19 protein-coding genes are annotated in these 20,647 nt (G+C 61.4%); 10 read left to right on the forward strand and 9 right to left on the reverse strand.

Going from position 1 to position 20,647, the window contains the following annotated elements; all coding sequences use genetic code 11:
- Positions 1 to 112: 112 nt before the first annotated feature.
- Together NOM67_RS02780 and smrB are read right to left on the reverse strand one after the other, a co-directional pair.
- Entirely contained in the window at positions 113 to 1,408 is a 1,296-nt protein-coding gene (locus tag NOM67_RS02780; protein WP_041207862.1) for a diguanylate cyclase, read from the reverse strand.
- A 57-nt stretch (positions 1,409 to 1,465) separates the two neighbouring features.
- Positions 1,466 to 1,990 (reverse strand): endonuclease SmrB, encoded by a 525-nt coding sequence (gene smrB / locus NOM67_RS02785; RefSeq protein ID WP_041207861.1) that lies wholly within the window; start codon positions 1,988 to 1,990, stop codon positions 1,466 to 1,468.
- A gap of 65 nt (positions 1,991 to 2,055) precedes the next feature.
- Here smrB and prmB point away from each other — a divergent pair, with 65 nt between their 5' ends.
- Positions 2,056 to 2,991, forward strand: a complete 936-nt coding sequence (gene prmB / locus NOM67_RS02790; RefSeq protein ID WP_104015044.1) for a 50S ribosomal protein L3 N(5)-glutamine methyltransferase — start codon at positions 2,056 to 2,058, stop codon at positions 2,989 to 2,991.
- A 12-nt stretch (positions 2,992 to 3,003) separates the two neighbouring features.
- Entirely contained in the window at positions 3,004 to 4,092 is a 1,089-nt protein-coding gene (aroC, locus tag NOM67_RS02795) for a chorismate synthase (RefSeq protein WP_041207860.1), read from the forward strand.
- A 90-nt stretch (positions 4,093 to 4,182) separates the two neighbouring features.
- Here the strand turns inward: aroC and NOM67_RS02800 are convergent, their stop codons facing one another.
- Positions 4,183 to 4,998 carry a substrate-binding periplasmic protein gene (locus tag NOM67_RS02800; protein ID WP_370689123.1) on the reverse strand — a complete coding sequence of 272 codons (816 nt, stop codon included), beginning with the start codon at positions 4,996 to 4,998 and terminating at the stop codon, positions 4,183 to 4,185.
- Between the two features lie 340 nt (positions 4,999 to 5,338).
- On the opposite strand from NOM67_RS02800, the gene NOM67_RS02805 reads away from it, so the two are divergent.
- A complete protein-coding gene (locus NOM67_RS02805; RefSeq protein ID WP_071910007.1) occupies positions 5,339 to 6,742 on the forward strand; it encodes a DEAD/DEAH box helicase in 1,404 nt (467 codons plus the stop codon).
- Between the two features lie 113 nt (positions 6,743 to 6,855).
- Here NOM67_RS02805 and NOM67_RS02810 read toward each other — a convergent pair whose 3' ends face one another.
- From NOM67_RS02810 to cra, 5 genes are all read right to left on the reverse strand, one after another.
- Positions 6,856 to 7,242 (reverse strand): MAPEG family protein, encoded by a 387-nt coding sequence (locus NOM67_RS02810; RefSeq protein WP_255933629.1) that lies wholly within the window; start codon positions 7,240 to 7,242, stop codon positions 6,856 to 6,858.
- A gap of 192 nt (positions 7,243 to 7,434) precedes the next feature.
- A complete protein-coding gene (locus NOM67_RS02815) occupies positions 7,435 to 7,992 on the reverse strand; it encodes a hypothetical protein (protein ID WP_255933631.1) in 558 nt (185 codons plus the stop codon).
- A gap of 144 nt (positions 7,993 to 8,136) precedes the next feature.
- Positions 8,137 to 8,802: a hypothetical protein gene (locus tag NOM67_RS02820; RefSeq protein ID WP_255933633.1), complete on the reverse strand. Its 666-nt coding sequence runs from the start codon at positions 8,800 to 8,802 to the stop codon at positions 8,137 to 8,139.
- A gap of 184 nt (positions 8,803 to 8,986) precedes the next feature.
- Positions 8,987 to 10,180: an aromatic amino acid transport family protein gene (locus NOM67_RS02825; protein ID WP_041207855.1), complete on the reverse strand. Its 1,194-nt coding sequence runs from the start codon at positions 10,178 to 10,180 to the stop codon at positions 8,987 to 8,989.
- Positions 10,181 to 10,818: 638 nt separating this feature from the next.
- The gene (gene cra, locus NOM67_RS02830; RefSeq protein WP_255933637.1) at positions 10,819 to 11,805 is read right to left on the reverse strand and encodes a catabolite repressor/activator; all 987 of its coding nucleotides are present in this window, start codon (positions 11,803 to 11,805) and stop codon (positions 10,819 to 10,821) included.
- A 307-nt stretch (positions 11,806 to 12,112) separates the two neighbouring features.
- Here cra and fruB point away from each other — a divergent pair, with 307 nt between their 5' ends.
- The 4 genes from fruB to NOM67_RS02850 all read left to right on the forward strand — a co-directional run bounded on the left by fruB (position 12,113) and on the right by NOM67_RS02850 (position 16,696).
- Positions 12,113 to 13,228 carry a fused PTS fructose transporter subunit IIA/HPr protein gene (gene fruB / locus NOM67_RS02835; RefSeq protein ID WP_255933639.1) on the forward strand — a complete coding sequence of 372 codons (1,116 nt, stop codon included), beginning with the start codon at positions 12,113 to 12,115 and terminating at the stop codon, positions 13,226 to 13,228.
- Entirely contained in the window at positions 13,228 to 14,217 is a 990-nt protein-coding gene (pfkB, locus tag NOM67_RS02840; protein ID WP_255933642.1) for a 1-phosphofructokinase, read from the forward strand. The genes fruB and pfkB overlap by 1 nt, the downstream gene beginning before the upstream one ends.
- The gene (fruA, locus tag NOM67_RS02845; protein WP_255933644.1) at positions 14,214 to 15,950 is read left to right on the forward strand and encodes a PTS fructose transporter subunit IIBC; all 1,737 of its coding nucleotides are present in this window, start codon (positions 14,214 to 14,216) and stop codon (positions 15,948 to 15,950) included. The genes pfkB and fruA overlap by 4 nt, the downstream gene beginning before the upstream one ends.
- 176 nt (positions 15,951 to 16,126) lie before the next feature.
- Positions 16,127 to 16,696, forward strand: coding sequence for a glucose-6-phosphate isomerase family protein (locus NOM67_RS02850; protein ID WP_255933646.1), 570 nt, complete (start codon positions 16,127 to 16,129; stop codon positions 16,694 to 16,696).
- A gap of 21 nt (positions 16,697 to 16,717) precedes the next feature.
- Here NOM67_RS02850 and NOM67_RS02855 read toward each other — a convergent pair whose 3' ends face one another.
- On the reverse strand, positions 16,718 to 17,725 hold the full coding sequence (locus NOM67_RS02855) for a LacI family DNA-binding transcriptional regulator (protein WP_255933647.1): 1,008 nt from the start codon (positions 17,723 to 17,725) through the stop codon (positions 16,718 to 16,720).
- Positions 17,726 to 17,936: 211 nt separating this feature from the next.
- Between NOM67_RS02855 and NOM67_RS02860 the strand changes: the two genes are divergently transcribed.
- The 3 genes from NOM67_RS02860 to NOM67_RS02870 are packed head-to-tail and all read left to right on the forward strand — an operon-like array spanning position 17,937 to position 20,641.
- The gene (locus NOM67_RS02860) at positions 17,937 to 19,703 is read left to right on the forward strand and encodes a class I mannose-6-phosphate isomerase (RefSeq protein WP_255933649.1); all 1,767 of its coding nucleotides are present in this window, start codon (positions 17,937 to 17,939) and stop codon (positions 19,701 to 19,703) included.
- 5 nt (positions 19,704 to 19,708) lie between these two features.
- Complete coding sequence (locus tag NOM67_RS02865; RefSeq protein WP_255933651.1) at positions 19,709 to 20,137, forward strand: PTS sugar transporter subunit IIA; 429 nt, start codon at positions 19,709 to 19,711, stop codon at positions 20,135 to 20,137.
- 9 nt (positions 20,138 to 20,146) lie between these two features.
- Positions 20,147 to 20,641, forward strand: a complete 495-nt coding sequence (locus NOM67_RS02870) for a PTS sugar transporter subunit IIB (protein WP_041207847.1) — start codon at positions 20,147 to 20,149, stop codon at positions 20,639 to 20,641.
- The last annotated feature ends 6 nt before the right edge of the window (positions 20,642 to 20,647 follow it).

Raw genomic sequence — 20,647 nt, forward strand, 5'->3', positions numbered from 1 at the left:
GCACCACGCCACTCAAGGTGGCGTGGCTCCGAACTGGTTGAAATAACTAATGAATGGTTCTTTGCGGTTGGTCGAGGGGCAAGCCGTCCTGACCGAAGGAGGGGCCGAGCCATCAGGTCGGCTCCGGCTCCTCCTTGCGACAGCAGTTGCGCCCCTGTTTCTTGGCCATATAGAGGGCGGTGTCGGCCCGTCTGACCATCTTCTCCACGCTGTCGAGGGGGCCTTTGCTGGCGCTTATCCCGATGCTGATGGTGAGTGAGACCTCAAGCGCCCCGGATAGCGCATGGCGGGCCGACTCCACCGCCAGTCTGATCCGCTCGGCGCTGGCCCAGGCCAATTCCAGCGAGGTCTCCGGCAGCAGCACGATAAACTCCTCGCCGCCCCAGCGTCCCAGCATGTCCACCTCGCGCAGCTGTTTGCCGATCCGGTTGACCAGACTCAGGATCGCCTGATCCCCCTGCTGGTGGCCAAAGTTGTCGTTGACCTCCTTGAAGTGATCGATGTCGATCAGCAGCAGGCTCATGGTGTGACCAAAGCGCTGGCAGCGTTGCATCTCGGCGTTGACCAGCTCATCGAAACGGCGCCGGTTGGCAATACCGGTCAGGGGATCCGTGGTGGCGGCGACTTTCAGCTCTTCCACCAGCCGCGCCCGTTCGGAGATGTCGCGCAGGATGGCGGTCATCTCGGTGGTCTGGCCCATATTGATCTTGGCGATGGTCACCTCCAGCGGAAATTCGCTGCCATCGCGGCGCAGCCCTACCACGGAGGCGCGGGCATGCATGGGGCGTGAATTGATGGGGGAGTTGCTGAATGCCTTGAAGTAGCTGTCGTGGTTGGCGCGAAACCGTTGCGGCAGCAGGGTCTCCAGCCGCTTGCCAAGATAGCTCTCGTCGATGCCGAACATCTCGCAGGCGGCGGTATTGATAAGTTCGATCCGCGATTCGCTGCTGACGCTGATGATGCCGTCATAGGCGGAGTTGACCACAGCTTCAAAACGGCGGCGGCTGGTGGTGAGCGCATCTTCCAGCTGCTTCTTGGCGGTGATGTCGATGGCGGTGACGATGATCCGGTTGATCCGTGCCTGTTCGGGAATGATGGGGGAGAGGACAAAGCGCCACCAGCTGGTGCGCGACAGGCTATCGATGGGCAGTTCGCTCTCCACCCCGGTCTGCTGGCTCACGCACTCGTGCATCGGCTGCTCGATGCTGCTGGTGATGTAGCGGGGAAACATTTCGTTGAGCCGTTTGCCAATGCAGCCAAGCACCTCGATCTCGAAGGCCTTGGCGAAGGTGTCGTTGGCTGATACCAGAACAAAGTGGTCATCCTTGTCGAGGCTGAATACCGCCACGGCGGCACCGATGGCGTCGAGGGATGACTTGATGTCGGCATGGGAGCCTCGTGTAAACATGCAACCTCCACTGTCAATAACGTATTGATATTCAGTATAGGTTGCCGATTTTACGAGCTACTCCTCGATATCCAGCAAGACCAGAATGGCGCTGTCGCCGCCCCATTCGCGCGGAGCTTGATGGAAGGCACGCACGTTGGGGTGCTGGGCCAGCCAGCTCGGAATGCGCTGTTTGAGGATATGTTTGCCGATGCCGTGCATCACCGAGGCGACGTGAATGTTCTCTTTTTGGCAGAGGGTGAGCAGGGCCGCCAGCTCCTGTTTGGCCTGATGCTGGTTCATGCCGTGCAGATCGAGATAGATCTCCGGCGGATAACTGCCCCGCTTGAGCTTTTTCAGCTCGAATTTCGACACGTCTTCGCGTACGTAACGGGTCGGGCCATCGTCCTCGAGATGGGGCTGATACTCATCGCTGAAATAGTGGTCAACCCCAAGGGATTCGCGGCTTTCGCGCATTTCGCGTTTCTGCTTGACCGGGCGTAACTCGGCCCTTATGGTATCTTGCTTGATTTTCCGGGTACCTTTTATCGCATCGCGGAACAGCTGGGTTTCCTCGTCTGTCGGTGAGGGCGTTTTTTTCATCAGGTACTCGTCTTGCTCGCTGTATAAAATTCTCGGGCCGGATATTACTCGACTTGGAGGTGGATTTGGACAAGATATTTATCGATGAGGTGGTTGCCGAGATGCACACCATCCAGGACATGTTGCGCTGGGCCATGAGTCGTTTCAACGACGCCGGTATCTTCTACGGACATGGTACCGACAACGCCTGGGATGAGGCTGTGCAGCTGGTACTGCCCGCGTTGCATCTGCCGCCGGACGTGGATCCGGCGATGCGCCACTCCCGTCTCACCAGCAGCGAGCGTCACCGGATTGCCGAACTGATCGTGCGCCGCGTGCAGGAGCGTGTTCCCGCGCCCTATCTCACCAACAAGGCCTGGTATGCCGGTTGGGAGTTCTACGTTGACGAGCGGGTGCTTATCCCCCGTTCTCCCATCGCCGAGATGGTGGCCAACCGCTTCGCGCCGTTCCTCAAACAGGAGCCGACCCGGATCATGGATCTCTGCACCGGCTCCGGTTGCATCGCCATCATCATGGCTCACGAGTTCCCGGACGCCGAGGTTGACGCCATCGACATCAGCGTCGATGCCCTGAATGTGGCCGAGCGCAACATCAATGATCACGGGCTGGAGCAGCAGGTTATCCCGATCCGCTCCGATCTGTTCCGCGATCTGCCGGCGGGCGACAAGTACGATCTCATCGTCTCCAACCCGCCTTACGTGGATTCCGAAGACATGTCGGATCTGCCGGACGAGTTCCGTCACGAGCCGGAGCTGGCGCTCGCCTCCGGCAGCGATGGTCTCAAGCTCACCAAGCGCCTGCTGGCCAATGCGGCCGACTTCCTCAAGGATGACGGCGTGCTGGTGGTCGAGGTGGGCAACAGCATGATCCATCTGGAGTCCCAGTTCCCCGAAATCCCCTTTACCTGGGTAGAGTTCGAGAACGGCGGCCACGGTGTGTTCGTGATGACGCGCGACGAGCTGGTGCAGTATCAGGATCATTTTGCCATCTACAAGAACTAAGCAGGAGCGCCTATGGCAGGGAACAGTTTTGGCCAACTCTTTCGGGTAACCACCTTTGGCGAGAGCCACGGTCTGGCGCTGGGCGCCGTGGTCGATGGCTGCCCGCCGGGGCTGGAGATCAGCGAAGCGGATCTGCAGGGGGATCTCGATCGGCGCAAGCCCGGCACCTCCCGTTACACCACGCCGCGCCGCGAGCCGGACGAGGTGAAGATCCTCTCCGGGGTGTTTGAGGGGAGAACCACCGGTACTTCCATCGGGCTCTTGATCGAGAATACCGATCAGCGCTCCAAGGATTACTCCGACATCAAGGATCTGTTCCGCCCGGGCCATGCTGACTACACCTACCACCAGAAGTATGGTCAGCGCGACTATCGTGGCGGCGGTCGCTCCTCCGCCCGCGAAACCGCGATGCGGGTAGCGGCGGGAGCCATTGCCAAGAAGTACCTCAAACAGGTGCATGGCATCGAGATCACCGGTTTTCTCTCCCAGCTTGGCCCCATCAAGGCCGAGGCGTTTGATGCCGCGCAGATCGAGCAGAATCCCTTCTTCTTCCCCGATGCGGGCAAGCTGGAAGCGCTCGATCAATACATGCGTGACCTGAAGAAAGAGGGCAACAGCATTGGCGCCAAGGTGCAGGTCATCGCGCGCAATGTGCCGGTGGGCCTCGGTGAGCCGGTGTTTGACCGCCTCGATGCCGACATCGCCCACGCCATGATGGGCATCAATGCGGTAAAAGGGGTGGAGATCGGTGACGGCTTTGCGGTAGTGGAGCAAAAAGGCTCCGAGCACCGTGACGAGATGACCCCGGCCGGGTTTGCCAGCAATCATGCGGGCGGCATTCTGGGCGGCATCTCATCCGGTCAGGATATCGTGGTGAGCTTAGGCTTAAAGCCTACCTCCAGCATCACGGTACCGGGCAAGACCATCACCACCGAGGGTGAGGCTACCGAGATGATCACCAAGGGGCGCCACGATCCGTGCGTCGGCATCCGTGCCGTGCCCATCGCCGAGGCGATGCTGGCGCTGGTGCTGATGGATCATCTGCTGCGTCACCGCGCCCAGAATCAGGGCGTATTGACCCAGACGCCGCAACTGCGCTGATCGGCATAACGACCAACTGGCTGATCGACTGTTGATTGGCCAGCATGAAAAGGCGACCTTTGGGTCGCCTTTTTGTTTTGTCTGTTCGGGTTAATGCAGCGGGGGTTCATCGCCAGCGGGGGCGGCGCTCAGGCGACATGTGGGGGGCGGAAAGTTGCGATCGGTTTTGGGCAGGGTGGCGATCGCCTTGTCGATGCTGGCGAGCTGCTCATCGTTGATGCTCTCTTTGGCAAACATCAGGCTGACCGGCTGGTGGTGGAGCAGCAACTGGCAGCTGATAAAGCCGGTGGCGCCGAGCTGGTCGAGGCGATAACGGGCGTATTGCCACTCCATGATGATGCCGTCGAGGCGGCGGGCGAGCAGCAGATCGATCAGCCGGTCGTCGGCGTTGTACTCGGTTACCTCCTTGAGTGCCGGGCAGTTTTCCAACTGCTGCATCGGGCGGGTGCCGCGTAGCTTGCCGATCTTGAGCCCCTTGGCGTTGCACAGCGCAGAGAGGGTCGGGTAACCGGCCCAGCGATCCTGCTGGCCGGGAATGGGATCGTTGCTGAGCAGCACGTAGGCACTGTGGCGATAGGGGGCCGAGAAGCGGGCATATTGCTCGCGCTCCGGCAGCGCCAGCGCACCCATCGCTATATCAAGTTGGCCATGCTCCACCAGATGAAGTGCCCGGGCCCAGGGAATTTCACGAAATTTGGGGGTGAAACCCGCCTTGGTGAGGATTTGGCGGGTCAGGCTGATATCGAGCCCTGCCAGTTCCCCTTTATTATTGAGCTGACTGAAGGGGGGCCAGTGGCTCCAGGCCACGGTGAGAACCTGCTTGTCGGCTTGTGCCGGCATCGCCCATAACAGCAGCAGGGCAAGCCAGAGTGGCCATCTGATGGGAAAGCCTGATTGCCTCTTCATATAAACCTCATCATCCCTGATCTTTTTGATCTCCGTGCCTTGCTGACAACAGAGTGTTTTTATTGTGTCTGATGTTAATAGGGCAGTAGTAAAAGATCGGATAAACGGGAGCAATTGGGGCAGGGAAGGCGGGATTTTCTCCTCGTGCTGGGAGGAACATCACATTTTTCTCGTTTCTCCTCAATAACTCCGCTAGACTGCGCCCCTATTCTTTCCCCTTTGCTCTGCTCCCCGGGGAAATCGTTGTGTTCTCAACAGGCCCGAGTCTGGCGAGATGGCATCGGCTCAGCAGAGGAGCCCCATCCCGGATTGTCGGCGCCCCTATCCCTAGCAGGTAACTATGAGTTTTACTTCCCTCGGTCTGGCCGAACCCTTGTTGCGTGCCGTTGCCGAACAAGGCTACGACACCCCGTCTCCCATTCAGCAGCAAGCGATCCCCGCCGTTCTGGCTGGCCGCGATCTGATGGCGGCGGCCCAAACAGGGACCGGCAAGACCGCAGGCTTTACCCTGCCGATGCTGCAACGTCTGATGGAGAGCAAGCGCAAGGTCTCTCCTAACCGCGTCCGTGCGCTGGTACTGACCCCGACGCGCGAGCTGGCCGCCCAGGTGGGCGAGAGCGTGCGCAACTACGGCAAGCATCTGCCCCTGCGCAGCCACGTGGTATTTGGTGGCGTGAGCATCAACCCGCAGATGATGGCGACTCGCCGTGGTCTGGATGTGCTGGTGGCCTGTCCGGGCCGTCTGATCGATCTCTACAACCAGAATGCCGTCAAGTTTGACGAGGTGGAGATCCTGGTGCTGGACGAAGCGGATCGCATGCTCGACATGGGCTTTATCCGCGACATCCGCCGCATCCTGACCCTGCTGCCGAAAAAGCGCCAGAACCTGCTCTTCTCCGCCACCTTCGCCGATGAAATTCGCGAGCTGGCCACTGGCCTGCTGGACAACCCGGCTGTCATTGAAGTCGCCCCGCGCAACAGCACCGCCGAGCGTATCGAGCAGCTGGTGCACCCGTGCGACAAAGCCAACAAGATTGCCCTGCTGAGCCACCTCATCTCCAGCAACAACTGGCAGCAGGTTCTGGTCTTTACCCGTACCAAACACATCGCCAACCGGGTTGCCGAGAAGCTTGAAAAAGACGGCATCAGTGCCGCCGCCATTCACGGCAACAAGAGCCAGGGTGCCCGTACCCGCGCACTGGCCGGCTTCAAGGATGGCAGCGTGCGCGTGATGGTGGCGACCGACATCGCGGCCCGTGGCCTCGATATCGACAAGCTGCCGCAGGTAGTGAACTTCGAGCTGCCGAACGTGGCGGAAGATTACGTGCACCGTATCGGTCGTACCGGTCGTGCCGGTGCTGCCGGTCACGCCATCTCCCTGGTTGCGGCCGATGAAGGGAAGCTGATCAAGGCCATCGAGCGTCTGACCAAGCAGAACATCCCCTGCGAGCAGGTGCCCGGCTTCGAAGCGTCCCGCGAGACCCTCGACAACATCGCCCGTGGTATCGGCGCGCCGCTGCGCAAAGAGCCCCGTGATCCGAGCGAGCAGCGCCGTGCGCCGCGTCCGCAAGGTCAAGGCCAGCGTCAGGGTGCCGCTCGCTCCGGCAACAATGGTGGCAACGCAGGCGCTAACCGCTCCGGCAACGGCGGCAAGCCCAAGCCCCAGGGGGGTCAGCGTCCGGCTGATGGCGCCGCCAAGCCGGCTCAGGCCCGTCGCCCCCGTCGCGCCAGCCATAACCAGTAAGGGCAAGGAGAGCCACTCTCCCGCTCTGATCGGTTAAACGAAAAGCCCTGCCATATCGGCAGGGCTTTTCTATTTCTGCTTCTGCGGCTCCGCGTTTGGCTGACCTGCTCTGGTCAGGAGAGCAGGGCGGTGATCAGGAGACAGGCCGCACTCAGCAAAATGACGGTGAAAGTCAGCCCCATTCCCACTATTCGATAGCGGAAATTCTCCGGTGTGCGACTCATGCCGAAGGCGTGACAGAGGCGACCAAGCAGCAAGGCACTCCCCAGCAGATGAACCAGCCAGGGGGCATGGCTGCCGGTTTCGACGAAATAGATGAGCAGCAGGGCGAAGGGGACATACTCGGCAAAGTTGGCGTGTACCCGCATGGCCCGCAGCATGGCGGGATCATCGCCATGGCCGAGCGCCACTTTCTGGCGGTGACGGGTGCGAATGGTGCGCACGCTGAACAGGACAAAGAGCAGGGCAAGCAGGGCCGCATAGATGGGCAGTATGGTCATGGCATAGGGCTCCCGAGGTGATGGATAAGCATGGATCTGTTGTGTGCTCAATGGCTTGCCCTTGAGGGTAGCAGTAAAGAGGGCTCGGCCATGGCGTCCTGATCGCCCTTGCCGGATAAAAAAGCCCCGCCAGTCTGGCAGGGCTTGTTGTCTGGTTTTAGGTTGCGTGCTCTGTCAGCTGCACTTAGCCAGTCAGGCGCCGTAGGGGAGAGAGGAGTGGTGCAGCACGATGCGCACCTTGCCATCATCCCCCTTCTTGAAACCCCAGCTCTTGTCGACCGTGGTCTCCTTGTTGTCGCGATCCACCAGATGCACCTTGCCCATGGTCAGCGCCATGTTGCCGTTGATATAGACGGCGGCATTGTCATAGCGGTAGCTCTGCCAGTTTTTCAGAGCAAAGCCGGTGTCTGCCGGATAGGCGCTGTTGTTGCCGACAAAATAGGCCAGCGCCCCCTCGCGGGTGGTGCGAAAGGTCTGCTCGCCACCGGCTAGGGTGGGTTTGAACAGCACCGGCCCCTGCTGGTAGCCATAAGCGCTGTCGAGTACCGCCTCGGCGGTGGCCTTGGCGCGCTCGATGCCGCCGGCCCGATAGTCATCGCTGATCTTGATGAGCGCCGCGCCCCAGGCATCCTGCGCCGCCTTGATGTCGGCCTCGGTGATATTGTTGTTGGTGATTTCAGCCGCGCTGAGGGCGCCGCTGGCTGCCAGCAGAACAAGGGCAAGGGAACTCTTCGTGAGATGCAACATCATTGTTTTCAAACTCCTGAAAGCGATAAACGAGGGGGCAGTGTAGCGAGCGGGCATGAACGGGTTTTGAACTGTTCGTTCAGGTTTTGGTGGCAAAAAAGATTGTATAAAACACGGTTCTTGGCGGTTTGTTCGGTGGTGCCCTGATCAGCGGACGGGGGTCAGCAGGGCCGAGAAGTAGCGCTCCTGCATTTGCTGCCAGCGGCCGCTCGCTATCAGCTGCTGCTGGGATTGGACAAGGGCTGCGATATCGGCCTGGCGGCTCTTGTTGAGGTAGAGATAGACCTCGATATCGGAGACCCGTTTCCATGGCGCGGCAAGGGGGGATTGATTGGTGGGCAGCAGCCGGATCACCCAGTCGGTTCTGCCGCGCTGGAGCAGGGCGAGACCCTGCTTCTCATCGTTGAACCAGACGATACGCCGACTGTCGAGATAGCGGCTGCACCACTGAATGCCGCGCAGGCAGCCAACCCGCTCCTGACTGGCGGGGGGCCAGCTGGCGTCCTGCTTGCTCTGGGCATAGATGGTGATTTCGCCAATTGCCGTACCGACCGGGAGCATCTGCGGGTGGGTCTGCTCAAAGCCCTTGATCCGGGCGATATCGCCATCGATGGTGCTATCGGAGTCAACCAGTTTGCGGCAGCGGGCGAGGGTGCAGGGGATAAAGGTGAAATCGACTTTGGCCTTGCCAAACCACTCCTCATAGAAGGGGCGCAGCAGGGGGATATATTCCACGGGCGCCGCCAGCGACAGGGTCGCGCCCTGGGCAATCGGGTTCAGACAGCACAGCAGAAACCAGCCAGCCCACTTCATACCTTGCTCCCCACTCCATTGTGTATGGAAAAAGCGTAGCTGAAAGGTCCTTTATCCCTCGGTGCGAGAGAGGGGATGGGCAGAGCAGAGCAGAGCAGCGTTATGTGCCGTGGTGATAAAACAAAGCCCCGCCAATCAGATTGGCGGGGCTTTGCTATTTGGGGCATCCGGTACCGGCGAGGGCTTAGAGGGCGGGCAGCAGTCCCATGCTGACGCTGATCTGGACGCCGACAATCAGCACCCCCATGGCACCGGCCACTCCCAGCGCCACTACGCCACCCGGGGCGCGGTAGTGGTGGGCGGGCGCCTGTTTGCGGCTCTGCCACACCAGCGCCACCGGCAGCAGTACCGCGAGGATGGCCAGCGCAATGGCGGCGTAGCCGAGGGCCATGATAAAGCCCTGCGGGAAGTAGAGGGCAAACAGCAGCGGCGGCACGAAGGTGATAAGGCCGGTCTGGCTGCGGCCCTGCCAGTTGTCCTTGCGGCGGGTCACCTTGGCCATAAAGTCGAACAGTCCCAGCGTCACCCCGAGGAAGGAGGTAGCGAGCGCCAGATCGGCAAACAGGTGCATCGCCTGATTAAACGCAGGCCAGCTCACCAGCTTGCCGACGCTGGCGAGCAGGCTGTCGAGCGCGCCGCCATTGGCCAGCAGGGAGGATTGGCCGAGCAGCCCCAGAATGGCCACCTGCCACAGCACGTAGAGGATCAGCGGCAGGGCGGAGCCCCAGACAAAGACCCGACGCAGCTGCTTGGGGCAATCGCCGAGGTAGAGCATCACGCTCGGGATCGAACCGTGAAAGCCGAACGAGGTGAAGATCACCGGCAGGCCCGCCAGCAGCAGCCCTTCCCCGAGCGGCATGGCGAGCAGGTGTTCGCCCTGGGCGCGCGGCAGCAGCAGCGCCAGCACGCCCACCATGATCACCAGCTTGACGGTGAACATCAGCCGGTTGAGGTAATCCACCGAGCGGGTGCCGACACAGACCATGCCGCCAAACAGCAGGGTAAAGGCCCAGGCAGCCTGCTCCTGGCTCAGGGTGATGCCGGCATCGGCCAGCGCCTGTGCCAGCAGGCTGCTGCCACCGCTGATGTAGGCGGAGGCGAGGGCGTAGAACAGCATCAGGATGCAGAAGGAGGCGATGCGCTTGCCCCAGGGGCCGAGCAGGTGATCCGCCAGCTGGTGCAGGTACCACTTGCCGGTATTGAGGCTGGCCTCCACCTGCAGCATGGCGGTAAAGGCCATCAGGGCCCACAGGCCAATCATCAGCAGCAGGGTGGCGGGGCCGCCGAGGGACGAGGAGGCCAGCGGCAGGGCAAGCATACCGGCGCCTATGGTGGTGCCGGCAATCAACAGGGTACAACCCAGAGTCTTGGTGTTCATGTTATCCATCCGAAAGTGAGCGGAGATGTTGCAAACAAGAGAGAGCCAGTTGGCTGTATCGGGAGGCGCCTCCGGGGGAAAAGCCGGAGGCTAGCAATATCGGCGTGGAAACATCTGTACCTGAAACCTGTCGGTTGTAAAAGATGGTTGCCACGTTAACGGATCGAAATTGCGGAGACAACCCCTAAAAAGCGGATCTTGTGCTGTGGAAGGCATTTAAGTGGAAATAAAAAATGACACTTGATGCTAAGCGCCGAAAAATTGTGCGTCTTGAGGGGGCGATGCCAGTCCGCTTCAACCGGCCCTCGGGATCGGAGGGAGTTGCTACAGGCGCCTGGAAGGGGCGACAGAGGGCAAAAGGGGGCGCTAGCGGCCCGGATGGTTCGGTATAAGTAAAAATAGGGTCATATGGTCAAAAGCCATAAATTCAATTTATAGCGAGCCGATGGGCCGATAAACGGGCCTTGAGTAGGGGTTGCAAGCCCTGTCGGCCGGTTGGCCGATCTTCCGGTGTTCAAACAGGCGCGTGCCAACGTAGGCGTTGAGAAGAGCAGCCGCACAGGCTGTCAGTTTTGGCTGCCCATTCCGGCAGTTTTTGCCGGCAGCCTGTGTGGTTGTGGGCAATTGCCATAGGCGACTTAGCGACGGCGCTTGAGGGTGCGGCTTACATAGTGCAGCCCGCTCTGGTAGTCGCCATTGACCGCCTTGAGCGCCAGCTCCAGCGCTTGGCTCGCCAGCGCGTCGTGCTGCTGGGGCAGGGAGTTGATGCCAAAGGGGAGGAAGTCGAGCAGCCGATCGTCGCCGAAGGTGGCCATGGCAAGCTGGCTCATATCGGTCTCTTGTTCCAGCAGATAGTCCAGTACCCCCTCCATCAGGATGTAGGAGGTGGTGATCAGCGCCTCGGGCAGCTGGCCCAGCTGCTGGTGCAGATGTTTGATCAGGCGATACCCCTCGGTGCGCGAGAAGTGGGCCCCTTCACAGAGGTGGCAGGTCGCACTGTGGCTGGCGATGGCCTGCTCGAAGCCTGCTTTTCGCTCCTGACTGATCGTGAGTGCAGGCAGTGCGGTGATCAAGGCGATATGGCGAATGGCCGGGGTGAGCAGGGAGGCGGTGAGGTCATGGCTCGCCTTCTCATTTTCACTGGCGACGGTGACGAAGCGATCGGCCGCCATGCTCCGGTCGATGGCGAGGAGCTGCACCCCTTGTGCTTGCTGGTTGCCATAGAAGGGATCATCCGGCGGCAGGCAGCTGGCCACCAGCAGGGCATCCACATGGCGGCTCACCAGCATCTGGGCCAGCTCTTTTTCGGTGGCGGGATCATCTTCCGAGCAGACGATGAGCAGCTGATAGCCCTGCGCCCGCGCCCCCTGTTCCAGCCGTTTGGCCAGCTTGGCGTAACTGGCGTTCTCAAGGTCGGGCAGGATAAAGCCGAGGGTTTTGGTCTGGCCGCCGCGCAGGGAGGCGGCGCGGCTGTCCGGCTGGTAGTTGTGGGCGGTGACGACGGCCATCACCTTGTCGCGGGTGGCCTGACTGATGCGGTATTGGTCGGCCTTGCCGTTGATCACATAGCTGGCCGTGGTGCGCGAGACACCGGCGAGGGCGGCGATTTCATCCAGTTTCATCATATTGGCTCTGTTTGAGTTGCTAGGCCCACGGGCACTGCCTGGTAAGGGCACCGAAAAGTGTGCGCGGGATCATATCATTGAAAACCGCTCTTTGTGGGTACTTGATCAATTCGCTGAAACGATTCAGTCTGAGTGTAAGTGAAACGATTCAGCTTGTCAGCAGCACCGCTTCGCAGAGATGCAGAGCAGGGTGATAAAACCCGGTCAGGATCACATTTCGAGGTATCCCGACTATCGTCAGCTGGCAGGCAAACCGAATGTTCAATTGTGTTGACCCGGCGATGCCGGGATCTGATGGAGAGTGGCTATGTTGAAGTTGGTGCGAGAGCAGATCTTGCTGGGGCAGTCGGTGGCGACCAAGGCCGAGGCGATTGCCCTGTTGGCAGGCAAACTGACCGAGGCCGGTCTGGTGGAGGCGGGCTATGTCGATGGCATGCTGGCCCGTGAAGCGCAGCATGCCACCTACCTTGGCAGCGGCATCGCCATTCCCCACGGCACCACCGACACCCGGCATCTGGTGAAGAGCACCGGCGTCATGGTGGCCCAGTTCCCCAACGGCATCGAGTGGGACGAGGGGCAGATCGCCTACGTCGCCATCGGTATCGCCGCCAAGTCGGACGAGCATCTGGGCATTTTGCGCCAGCTCACCCATGTGCTGGGTGACGAACAGGCGGCAGCGCAATTGAAAGAGGCCACCGACGCCGACACCATCATCAATATCCTGACCGGCGCCACTGCCGCCAAAGAGGTGCAATACCTGACCCTGGCCGACTTTCCGGCCGATGATCGCGACCAGCTGTTGCTGGGCGCCGCTGCCCGCGCCAAGTCCGCCGGTTGGGGCGATGCCGCCATGGTAAGCGCACTGCTGGCAAGCGAACCGGCCTATCTGGGCGAGGGCATCTGGCTGGCCCGTGCCCATGTTCAGCAAACAGCATCGGCCCAGACTGGCTGGGTACTGGCCACCCCGAGCAGCGAACTTCGCGCAGGGGAGCTGCCGGTCAGCGCCATGCTGCTGCTGTGCGCCGCAGATAGCGGCCATCTGCCGCAACTGGAGAATCTGGCCAAACTGGCGGCCGCCGGTCAGCTGGCGACGCTGGCGGGCAGCGAGGGGCTGGCCATGTTGCAAGCGGGCCCCGCGAGCGGTCTTTCCGAAACCTTCACCATCATCAACCCCCACGGCCTGCATGCCCGTCCGGGCGCCATGCTGGTCAAGGTGGCCAAAGAGTTTGCATCCGACATCCGGGTTGCCAATCTGGATGGCAGCGGCGAGGCAGTCTCCGCCAAGAGCCTGATGAAGGTGATCGGCCTTGGCGTCAAGTGCGGGCACCGTCTGGCATTTCGCGCCGAAGGGGCAGATGCCGAAGCGGCTCTCAAGGGGATCGGTGAGGCGATCGCCGCTGGTCTGGGCGAGGGGGCGCATTGATGAAGATTGTCACCATTACCCCCAACCCCGCCCTGGATCTCACCACCCGTCTCGAGGCGATGAGCCTTGGCGAGGTCAATCTGGTGAGCGAGGCCAACCTGCGCGCGGCAGGCAAGGGGATCAACGTCGCCATGGTGCTCAAGGATTTGGGCCGTGAGGTGGGCGTGACCGGTTGGCTTGGCGCGGACAATGAGCAGAGCTTTGTCTCCCTGTTTGCAGAGCGGACGCTGGATGATCACTTTGTCCGTGTCGCGGGCAGCACCCGCATCAACGTCAAGATCTCCGAGCAATCCGGTCGGGTCACCGATCTCAACCTGCCGGGGCTCACCATCCAGCACGGGGAGGTGAGTGCGCTGGAGCAGGCCATCGACCAATTGGCTGCGCATGCTGAGTGGTTCGTGTTGGCGGGCAGCCTGCCCAAAGGGGTGGCTCCCGATTACTGCGCCCATCTGATCCGCCTGCTCAAGGCCAAGGGCAAGCAGGTGATCTTCGATTGCAGCGGTGCGGCCTTAAGCGAAGGGATCAAGGCGGCGCCGACCCTGGTCAAACCCAATCTGGAGGAGCTGAGCCAGTGGGCGGGCCGCCCCGTCAAGACCCTGAGCGAGCAGGCCGAGTGTGCCCGCGTGCTGCAGGCAAGCGGGATCCCCAACGTGGTGATCTCCAACGGCGCCGATGGCCTGATCTGGTTTGCCCCGGATGCCGTCTGGCAGGCCATTCCGCCGCGGATGCAGGTGGTCAGCACTGTGGGTGCCGGCGATTCGCTGGTGGCCGGTCTCGCCCATGGTCTCAGCCTTGGCTGGGCGCCGGAGCAGACCCTGCGGCTGGCCACCGCCGTCTCGGCCTTGGCGGTCAGTCAGGTCGCGGTCGGCTTTGACGATATCAGTGTGCTCAACCCTTTACTTGAACAGGTGCGTGTAGAGCGTCTGGAAGCGCTGGCACCGGTTCAGTGCCATACCCCCTCAATGGAAAACTCAGGAGATGCCCAATGAAAGCAATCTTGGTTACGGCTTGCCCGGCGGGCATTGCCACCAGCTTTCTCGCTGCAAAACGGATAGAACAGCAGGCCAAACTGGCTGGCTGGGAACTCACCCTCGACGTCGGCTCCAGCGTGCAACCGCGCCAGATCCCCTCAAAAGAGCAGATTACCGCCGCCGAGCTGGTGCTGGTCGTCGCCAGCGCTCCGGTGGATCTCGCTGCCTATGATGGCAAGCAGGTCTATCAGGGCAGCATGGATCTCGCCCTGCAGGATCCGGCCGCCTTGCTGGAGGCAGCAACCAGCGGCGCCAGTGTCTATCGCCATCAAGCCGCCTCCGCCGTTGCCAATGCTGCCGCCAAACCGGCTGCCGCAGGCAAGCGCATCGTGGCGGTGACCGCCTGCCCGACCGGGGTGGCCCACACCTTTATGTCGGCAGAAGCGCTGGAGACCATGGCCAAACAGCTGGGTTATCAGATCCGCGTCGAGACTCAAGGCTCGGTCGGTGCCCAGAACGCCCTGACTGCCGAGGAGATTGCATCCGCCGATCTGGTATTCCTCGCCACCGACATCGAGGTGGACATGGCCCGTTTCGACGGCAAGCCGGTCTATCGCACCAGTACCGGTGCGGCGCTGAAGAAAACCCGCGCCGAGCTCGACAAGGCGTGGAACGAGGCGAAAACCTATCGTCACAGCGGTGCCAGCCAGCCCAAGAAAGAGGAAAAAGCTGGCCCCTACAAGCATCTGCTGACCGGTGTCTCCTTTATGCTGCCGATGGTGGTGGCGGGTGGCCTTATCATCGCGCTCTCGTTCGTATTCGGGATCGAGGCGTTCAAGGTGGAAGGCACCCTGGCCGCGGCCCTGATGAAGATCGGTGGCGGCTCCGCCTTCGCCCTGATGATCCCGGTGCTGGCCGGCTACATTGCCTACTCCATCGCTGATCGCCCGGGCCTCGCCCCCGGCATGATTGGCGGCATGCTGGCAAGCTCGCTGGGCGCCGGTTTCCTTGGCGGCATCGTGGCCGGTTTCCTGGCCGGTTACAGCGCCAAGTACCTGAGCGACAAGGTGCGCCTGCCGGTGACCCTGGAAGCGCTCAAGCCCATCCTGATCATTCCGCTCTTTGCCAGCCTCTTTACCGGTCTGGTGATGATCTACGTGGTGGGTGGCCCAGTGGCCGGCATCATGAATGCCATGACCACCTTCCTCAACAACATGGGCTCTGCCAACGCGGTGCTGCTGGGTGTCATCATCGGTGCCATGATGTGCTTCGACATGGGCGGCCCGGTCAACAAGGCCGCCTACGCCTTCGGGGTTGGCCTGCTGGCCTCCAAAACCTACGCCCCGATGGCTGCCGTGATGGCCGCTGGTATGGTGCCGGCACTGGGTATGGGGATCGCCACCTTCCTGGCCCGCACCAAGTTCATCAAGGCGGAGCAGGAAGCGGGCAAAGCCTCCTTCGTGCTGGGTCTGTGCTTTATCTCCGAGGGGGCCATCCCGTTTGCCGCCAAGGATCCGATGCGGGTCATCCCGGCCTGTATGGTGGGCGGCGCCCTGACCGGTGCGCTCTCCATGCTGTTCGGCTGCGAGCTGATGGCCCCCCACGGCGGTCTGTTCGTGCTGTTCATCCCGCATGCTATCAGCAACGTCATGATGTATATCGTGGCGATTGCAGCAGGCTCGCTGCTGACCGGTGTCTCCTACGCCATGCTCAAGCGCGGCGAAGAGCAGGCCAAGCTGGCCACGGCATAAGCCTCGCCACCCGGCAACACGTCATAACCAAGAGCGGCCTGCGGGCCGCTTTTTTATTGACGGATACAGGAAAAATGCAGGCGTTGTTTTGCTTGTGGTTAATGGATTAACCCTCTAGCGTGAGGTGCTTGGGGCGCACCTGCGCCCGCCGATAACCCGATACCCAGGAGCAGATGATGACACCCATGATCCCCCCCATTCTCAATTTTGCGACCGGCAAGCTCGGTGGCGCCGAACTGGTTGAGAAGTGCACCACCCTGGCTGACTTGCAGGGGCTTTTTGCCGACCCGCACGCCGAGGCCGCGCTCTCGCCCGATACCCCGCTCTATCGGGTTGCCATGCTGCCCGGTAATGGTGGCGAGGGGGATCTCAACATGGGGGTGACCTATATTGAGGCGGGCCGGGTCGGGCAGGAGTTTTTCATGACCCGCGGTCATATCCATGCTCGCGCCGAGCAGGCCGAATATTACTTCGGGTTGTGCGGAAGGGGACTATTGCTGTTGCAGGACATGGCCGGTGTCTGCCGGTTGGAGCAGGTTTTTCCCGGCAGTGTTCACCATATTCCGGGCCATGTGGCCCATCGACTCGTCAACACCGATGAAACGCAGCTCTCGGCGCTGGCGGTCTGGCCTGCTGTCGCAGGTCACGACTACAAAGCGATGGGCACGCGCGGCTTTGCCGTTCGGGTGCTGGCCGGAGGAGATGGCACGCCCCGCCTCGTGACCGGCAATCAGCAAGGGATATAAATCGGAGCTGGCGGCGGCCCGCTAGGGGCTGCCGCAGGATTGGCGCACCACCAGAGTAGGGGGCAGAATGATGCTCTTGGCCGGCTCGTCGTTGCCGGCCATCCGCTCAAGCAGCAGCTCGCCCGCCTTGCGGCCAATCTCCCGCGCCGCCACCGAGACGGTGGTGAGCGCCGGTTCGACCAGCGCGGTTTCCGGCAGATCGTCAAAGCCCACCAGAGCAAAGTTCTGGCCGATGATCAGTCCCTGCTTACGTAGCGCCAGCATGGCGCCGAGCGCCACCACATCCTGATAGCAGACCGCCGCCGTCACCTCGGGGTGCTGCTCCAGCAGCGCCGTCATGGCGCGGGTGCCTTCTACCCGGCTGGCGCCGCAACCGATGATCCACTCCGGTTTGGGGGAGATGCCGTGTTCGAGCAATTTGCTCATGTAGCCACCGAGGCGCTGGGAGCGGCTGATGGAGGTGGGGGAGCCCCCGACAAAGGCGATATGACGGTGGCCGAGTTTCAGCAGGTGCTCGGTCGCCAGTTGGCAACCGAGAAAGTTGTCGGTGCCGACAAAGTCGATCGCCACATCCGGCACCGGTCGCACCACCAGAATGGTAGGCATATGGCGCCGTTGCAGGCTCTCGAAAAAGCTGTGGGGCGTAGGTTGGGCAGCGCAGATCACCATGCCGGCGGCGCTGTTGCGTTGCAGCGAATCCATAAACTGCTGCTGCCTTGCCGCCGACTCCTCGCTGTTGGCAAGAAACAGCATCAGATCGTGGTGTTCCATCTCCCGACTCAGGCCCGCCGTCATCTCTGCATAGAAGGGGTTGGTAATGTCGTGCAGCAACAAACCGACCTGATTGCTGCTCTTGTTGCGCAGGTTGGCGGCAGTCTGGTTGTAGACATAGCCGAGCTCGTCGATGGCTTTGAGTACCCGCTGGCGGGTGTGGTCGGAGATGCGTCCCTTGTTGCGCAGGGTCATGGAGACGGTGGCGGTGGAAACGCCCAGATGGCGGGCAATATCGGCAACAGTCACATTGCTCATGGTGTCGGTCCAGTCATGTTCATGCCATCAAGATATATCGATTAACCTTTATTTCGGATGAGAGAAGGTTGCAAGTGAGCGGTTGATCACGAATTTCACCGCTAATACCGATGATATATCCCAATGTTTGAGGTTAATCGTGTTTATCAGGTTGTGGTTAACAGGTTAATCGATTTATCTCTGTCGTAGGTGTCAACGAGAGAGCAAGCCAATGATTCATTCGAGTTACGTCTCCAACTACGACAAATATCCAGAAGTAACCGTTGTCGGATATGAACAGGCCGCCTGCGCGGGATGGGACGCGATTGCCCATCAGCTGCTGGCCAAAGTGAACGAGCAGGAGAGAGCGAAAGTGGTGCTGGTGATCGACTGCTATCACGGCGTGGATCAGGGTGAGCTACGCACCCAGCTGCTGACCAGATTCGGGCCTCACACGCTCATCGATGTGGAACAGGCCCGCTTGCCCGAACCCAAAGTGCTGGCGATGCTGGATCGCTTCATCACCGATGACAGGGTGTTTGGTGTGCTGGCACCCCACAAGATGGTGGAGTTTTTTGACCCGGTCGCCTTGGCGCGCCTGCAACAGCAGGTCGCCGAGATGGCCGAAGGTCTGGTGGTGGTGATGGGGAGCGGCGCTTCGCTGGTGGCGCAAGGGGATGTGCGGGTCTATGCCGATCTTGCCCGCTGGGAGATCCAGCAGCGTATGCGCCGAAAAGAGATTGGCAACTGGGGCGCTGATAACACCGAAGAGGACATATTGCGCCGCTACAAGCGCGCCTTCTTCATCGAATGGCGGGTGTTTGACCGTCATAAATTGGCCCAGCTGCCGACTATCGATTTCCTGCTCGACACCAACACCAGGGGCAAGCCGACCATGGTAACGGGGGCGGCACTGCAACAAGGGTTGCATCAGGCGGCGCGCCAGCCGTTCCGGGTGGTGCCCTTCTTCGACCCGGGGGTCTGGGGCGGGCAGTGGATGAAGCAGGTGTGTGATCTGGACCCGGCCCAACCCAACTACGCCTGGTGCTTTGACTGCGTACCCGAGGAGAACAGCCTCTATCTGCGCTTTGGCGAGGTGAGGGTGGAGATCCCGTCGCAAAACCTGGTGCTGTGCCAGCCCAGCGCCTTGCTTGGGGAGCGGGTGCACGCCCGCTTTGGCGCCGAGTTCCCGATCCGGTTCGATTTTCTCGATACGGTGGGGGGGCAGCCGCTCAGTCTGCAGGTGCATCCGCTGACCGAATACATACAGCAGGAGTTCGGCATGCACTACACCCAGGACGAGAGCTACTACCTGCTTGATGCCAAGCCGGACTCCTGCGTCTACCTCTGCACCCGCAACGGTATCGACCCCCAGGAGATGCTGGTTGATCTGGCCGCCGCCCAGCGTGGTGAGAAGCCTTTCGATGACGAGCGTTTCATCAACCGCTTCCCGGCCCGCAAGCACGATCACTTCCTGATCCCGGCCGGAACCGTCCACTGCTCGGGAGAGGGGGCCATGGTGCTCGAGATCAGCGCCACCCCCTACATCTTCACCTTCAAGCTGTGGGACTGGGGCCGGGTCGGGCTCGACGGCATCCCGCGCCCCATCCATCTGGAGCATGGCAGCAAGGTGATCCAGTGGGAGCGCGACACCGACTGGACCCTTGAACATCTGGTCAATCGCATCGAGCTCATCGCCGAAGGGCCGGGCTGGCGCGAGGAGCGTACCGGACTGCATGAGCGGGAATTTATTGAGACCCGTCGCCACTGGTTCAGTGTGCCGGTGGAGCACGACACCGGCGGCACGGTGCAAGTGCTCAATCTGATTGAGGGACGAGAGGCGACGGTGGAGAGTCCCGACCATGCGTTCGCGCCGTTTGTGGTGCACTACGCCGAGACCTTTATCGTACCGGCGTCGGTAGGGCGCTATCGCATCCGTCCGAGTGGCGAGAGTGAAGGGGCGACCATCGCCACCATCAAGGCCTATGTGAGGGGGTAACCAAGATGCTGAGGATCCTTATCGCAACCCATGGTTCACTGGCGCCGGCCCTGCTGGCCAGCGCCAGCATGGTCTACGGCGAGCTGCCCGCCGTAGCCACCGTCTCTCTTACCGAAGAGGGGGGAATCGAGGCGTTTCGCACCGAGTTTGAACAGACCCTGCGCCGTCATGGTGCGGGGTCTGACGGGGTGCTGGTGCTGTGCGACATGGAGTGCGGCACCCCCTACAACGTGGCATGCCGCTTTGCATTTGACCCCGACTGGCCGCAGCCGGTAGCCGTGGTGACCGGGGTGAATTTTCCCATGCTGCTGATGAGTGCCGACTGGCTTGCGGCGACCGATGTGCACGAGGCGGCCCGCCAGTTGCTGGCCCAGGCACTGGAATCCATGGTGATCGCGGCCCCGGCGGCGCACCAGCAAGATGACAACTTCTAGGAGAGCGAGATGGCGATTTCATTTGTACGCATTGACGATCGGGTGATCCATGGCCAGCTGGTGACGCGCTGGGCCAGAGAGCTGCCCTGCGACGGCATCGTCGCGATTGATGACGAGGTGGCGGCCGATCCGCTGCTCTCCCAGGTAATGATCGGCGCTGTGCCGGACACCAAGGTGTGGCTGTTCGACGTGGCGACGGCCATTGCCAAGCTGCCCAAGGTGATCGCCAGTGACAAACGCTACTTCGTGATTGGCAAGTCGCCGGTCACCCTGCAGCGGCTCTGCGCCGCCGGTATCTCTCTTGAGAACCACAACGGCAAGATCAACGTGGGGCCCATGAGTGCCCGCGAGCAGACCACCACCATAGGCCCCAACCAGTCGGTGACGGCGCAGGAGATCGCCGCTTTTGACTATCTGGCCAGCCTTGGCCACGAGATTGACTTTCGGCTGGTGCCGGATGCCAGCCACTACAGCTGGGCGGATGCCCAGAAAAAGCTGAAATAGGGAGCA

This window comes from Aeromonas sp. SG16, assembly GCF_024436135.1.
GTDB classification, from domain to species: Bacteria; Pseudomonadota; Gammaproteobacteria; order Enterobacterales; family Aeromonadaceae; genus Aeromonas; species Aeromonas jandaei.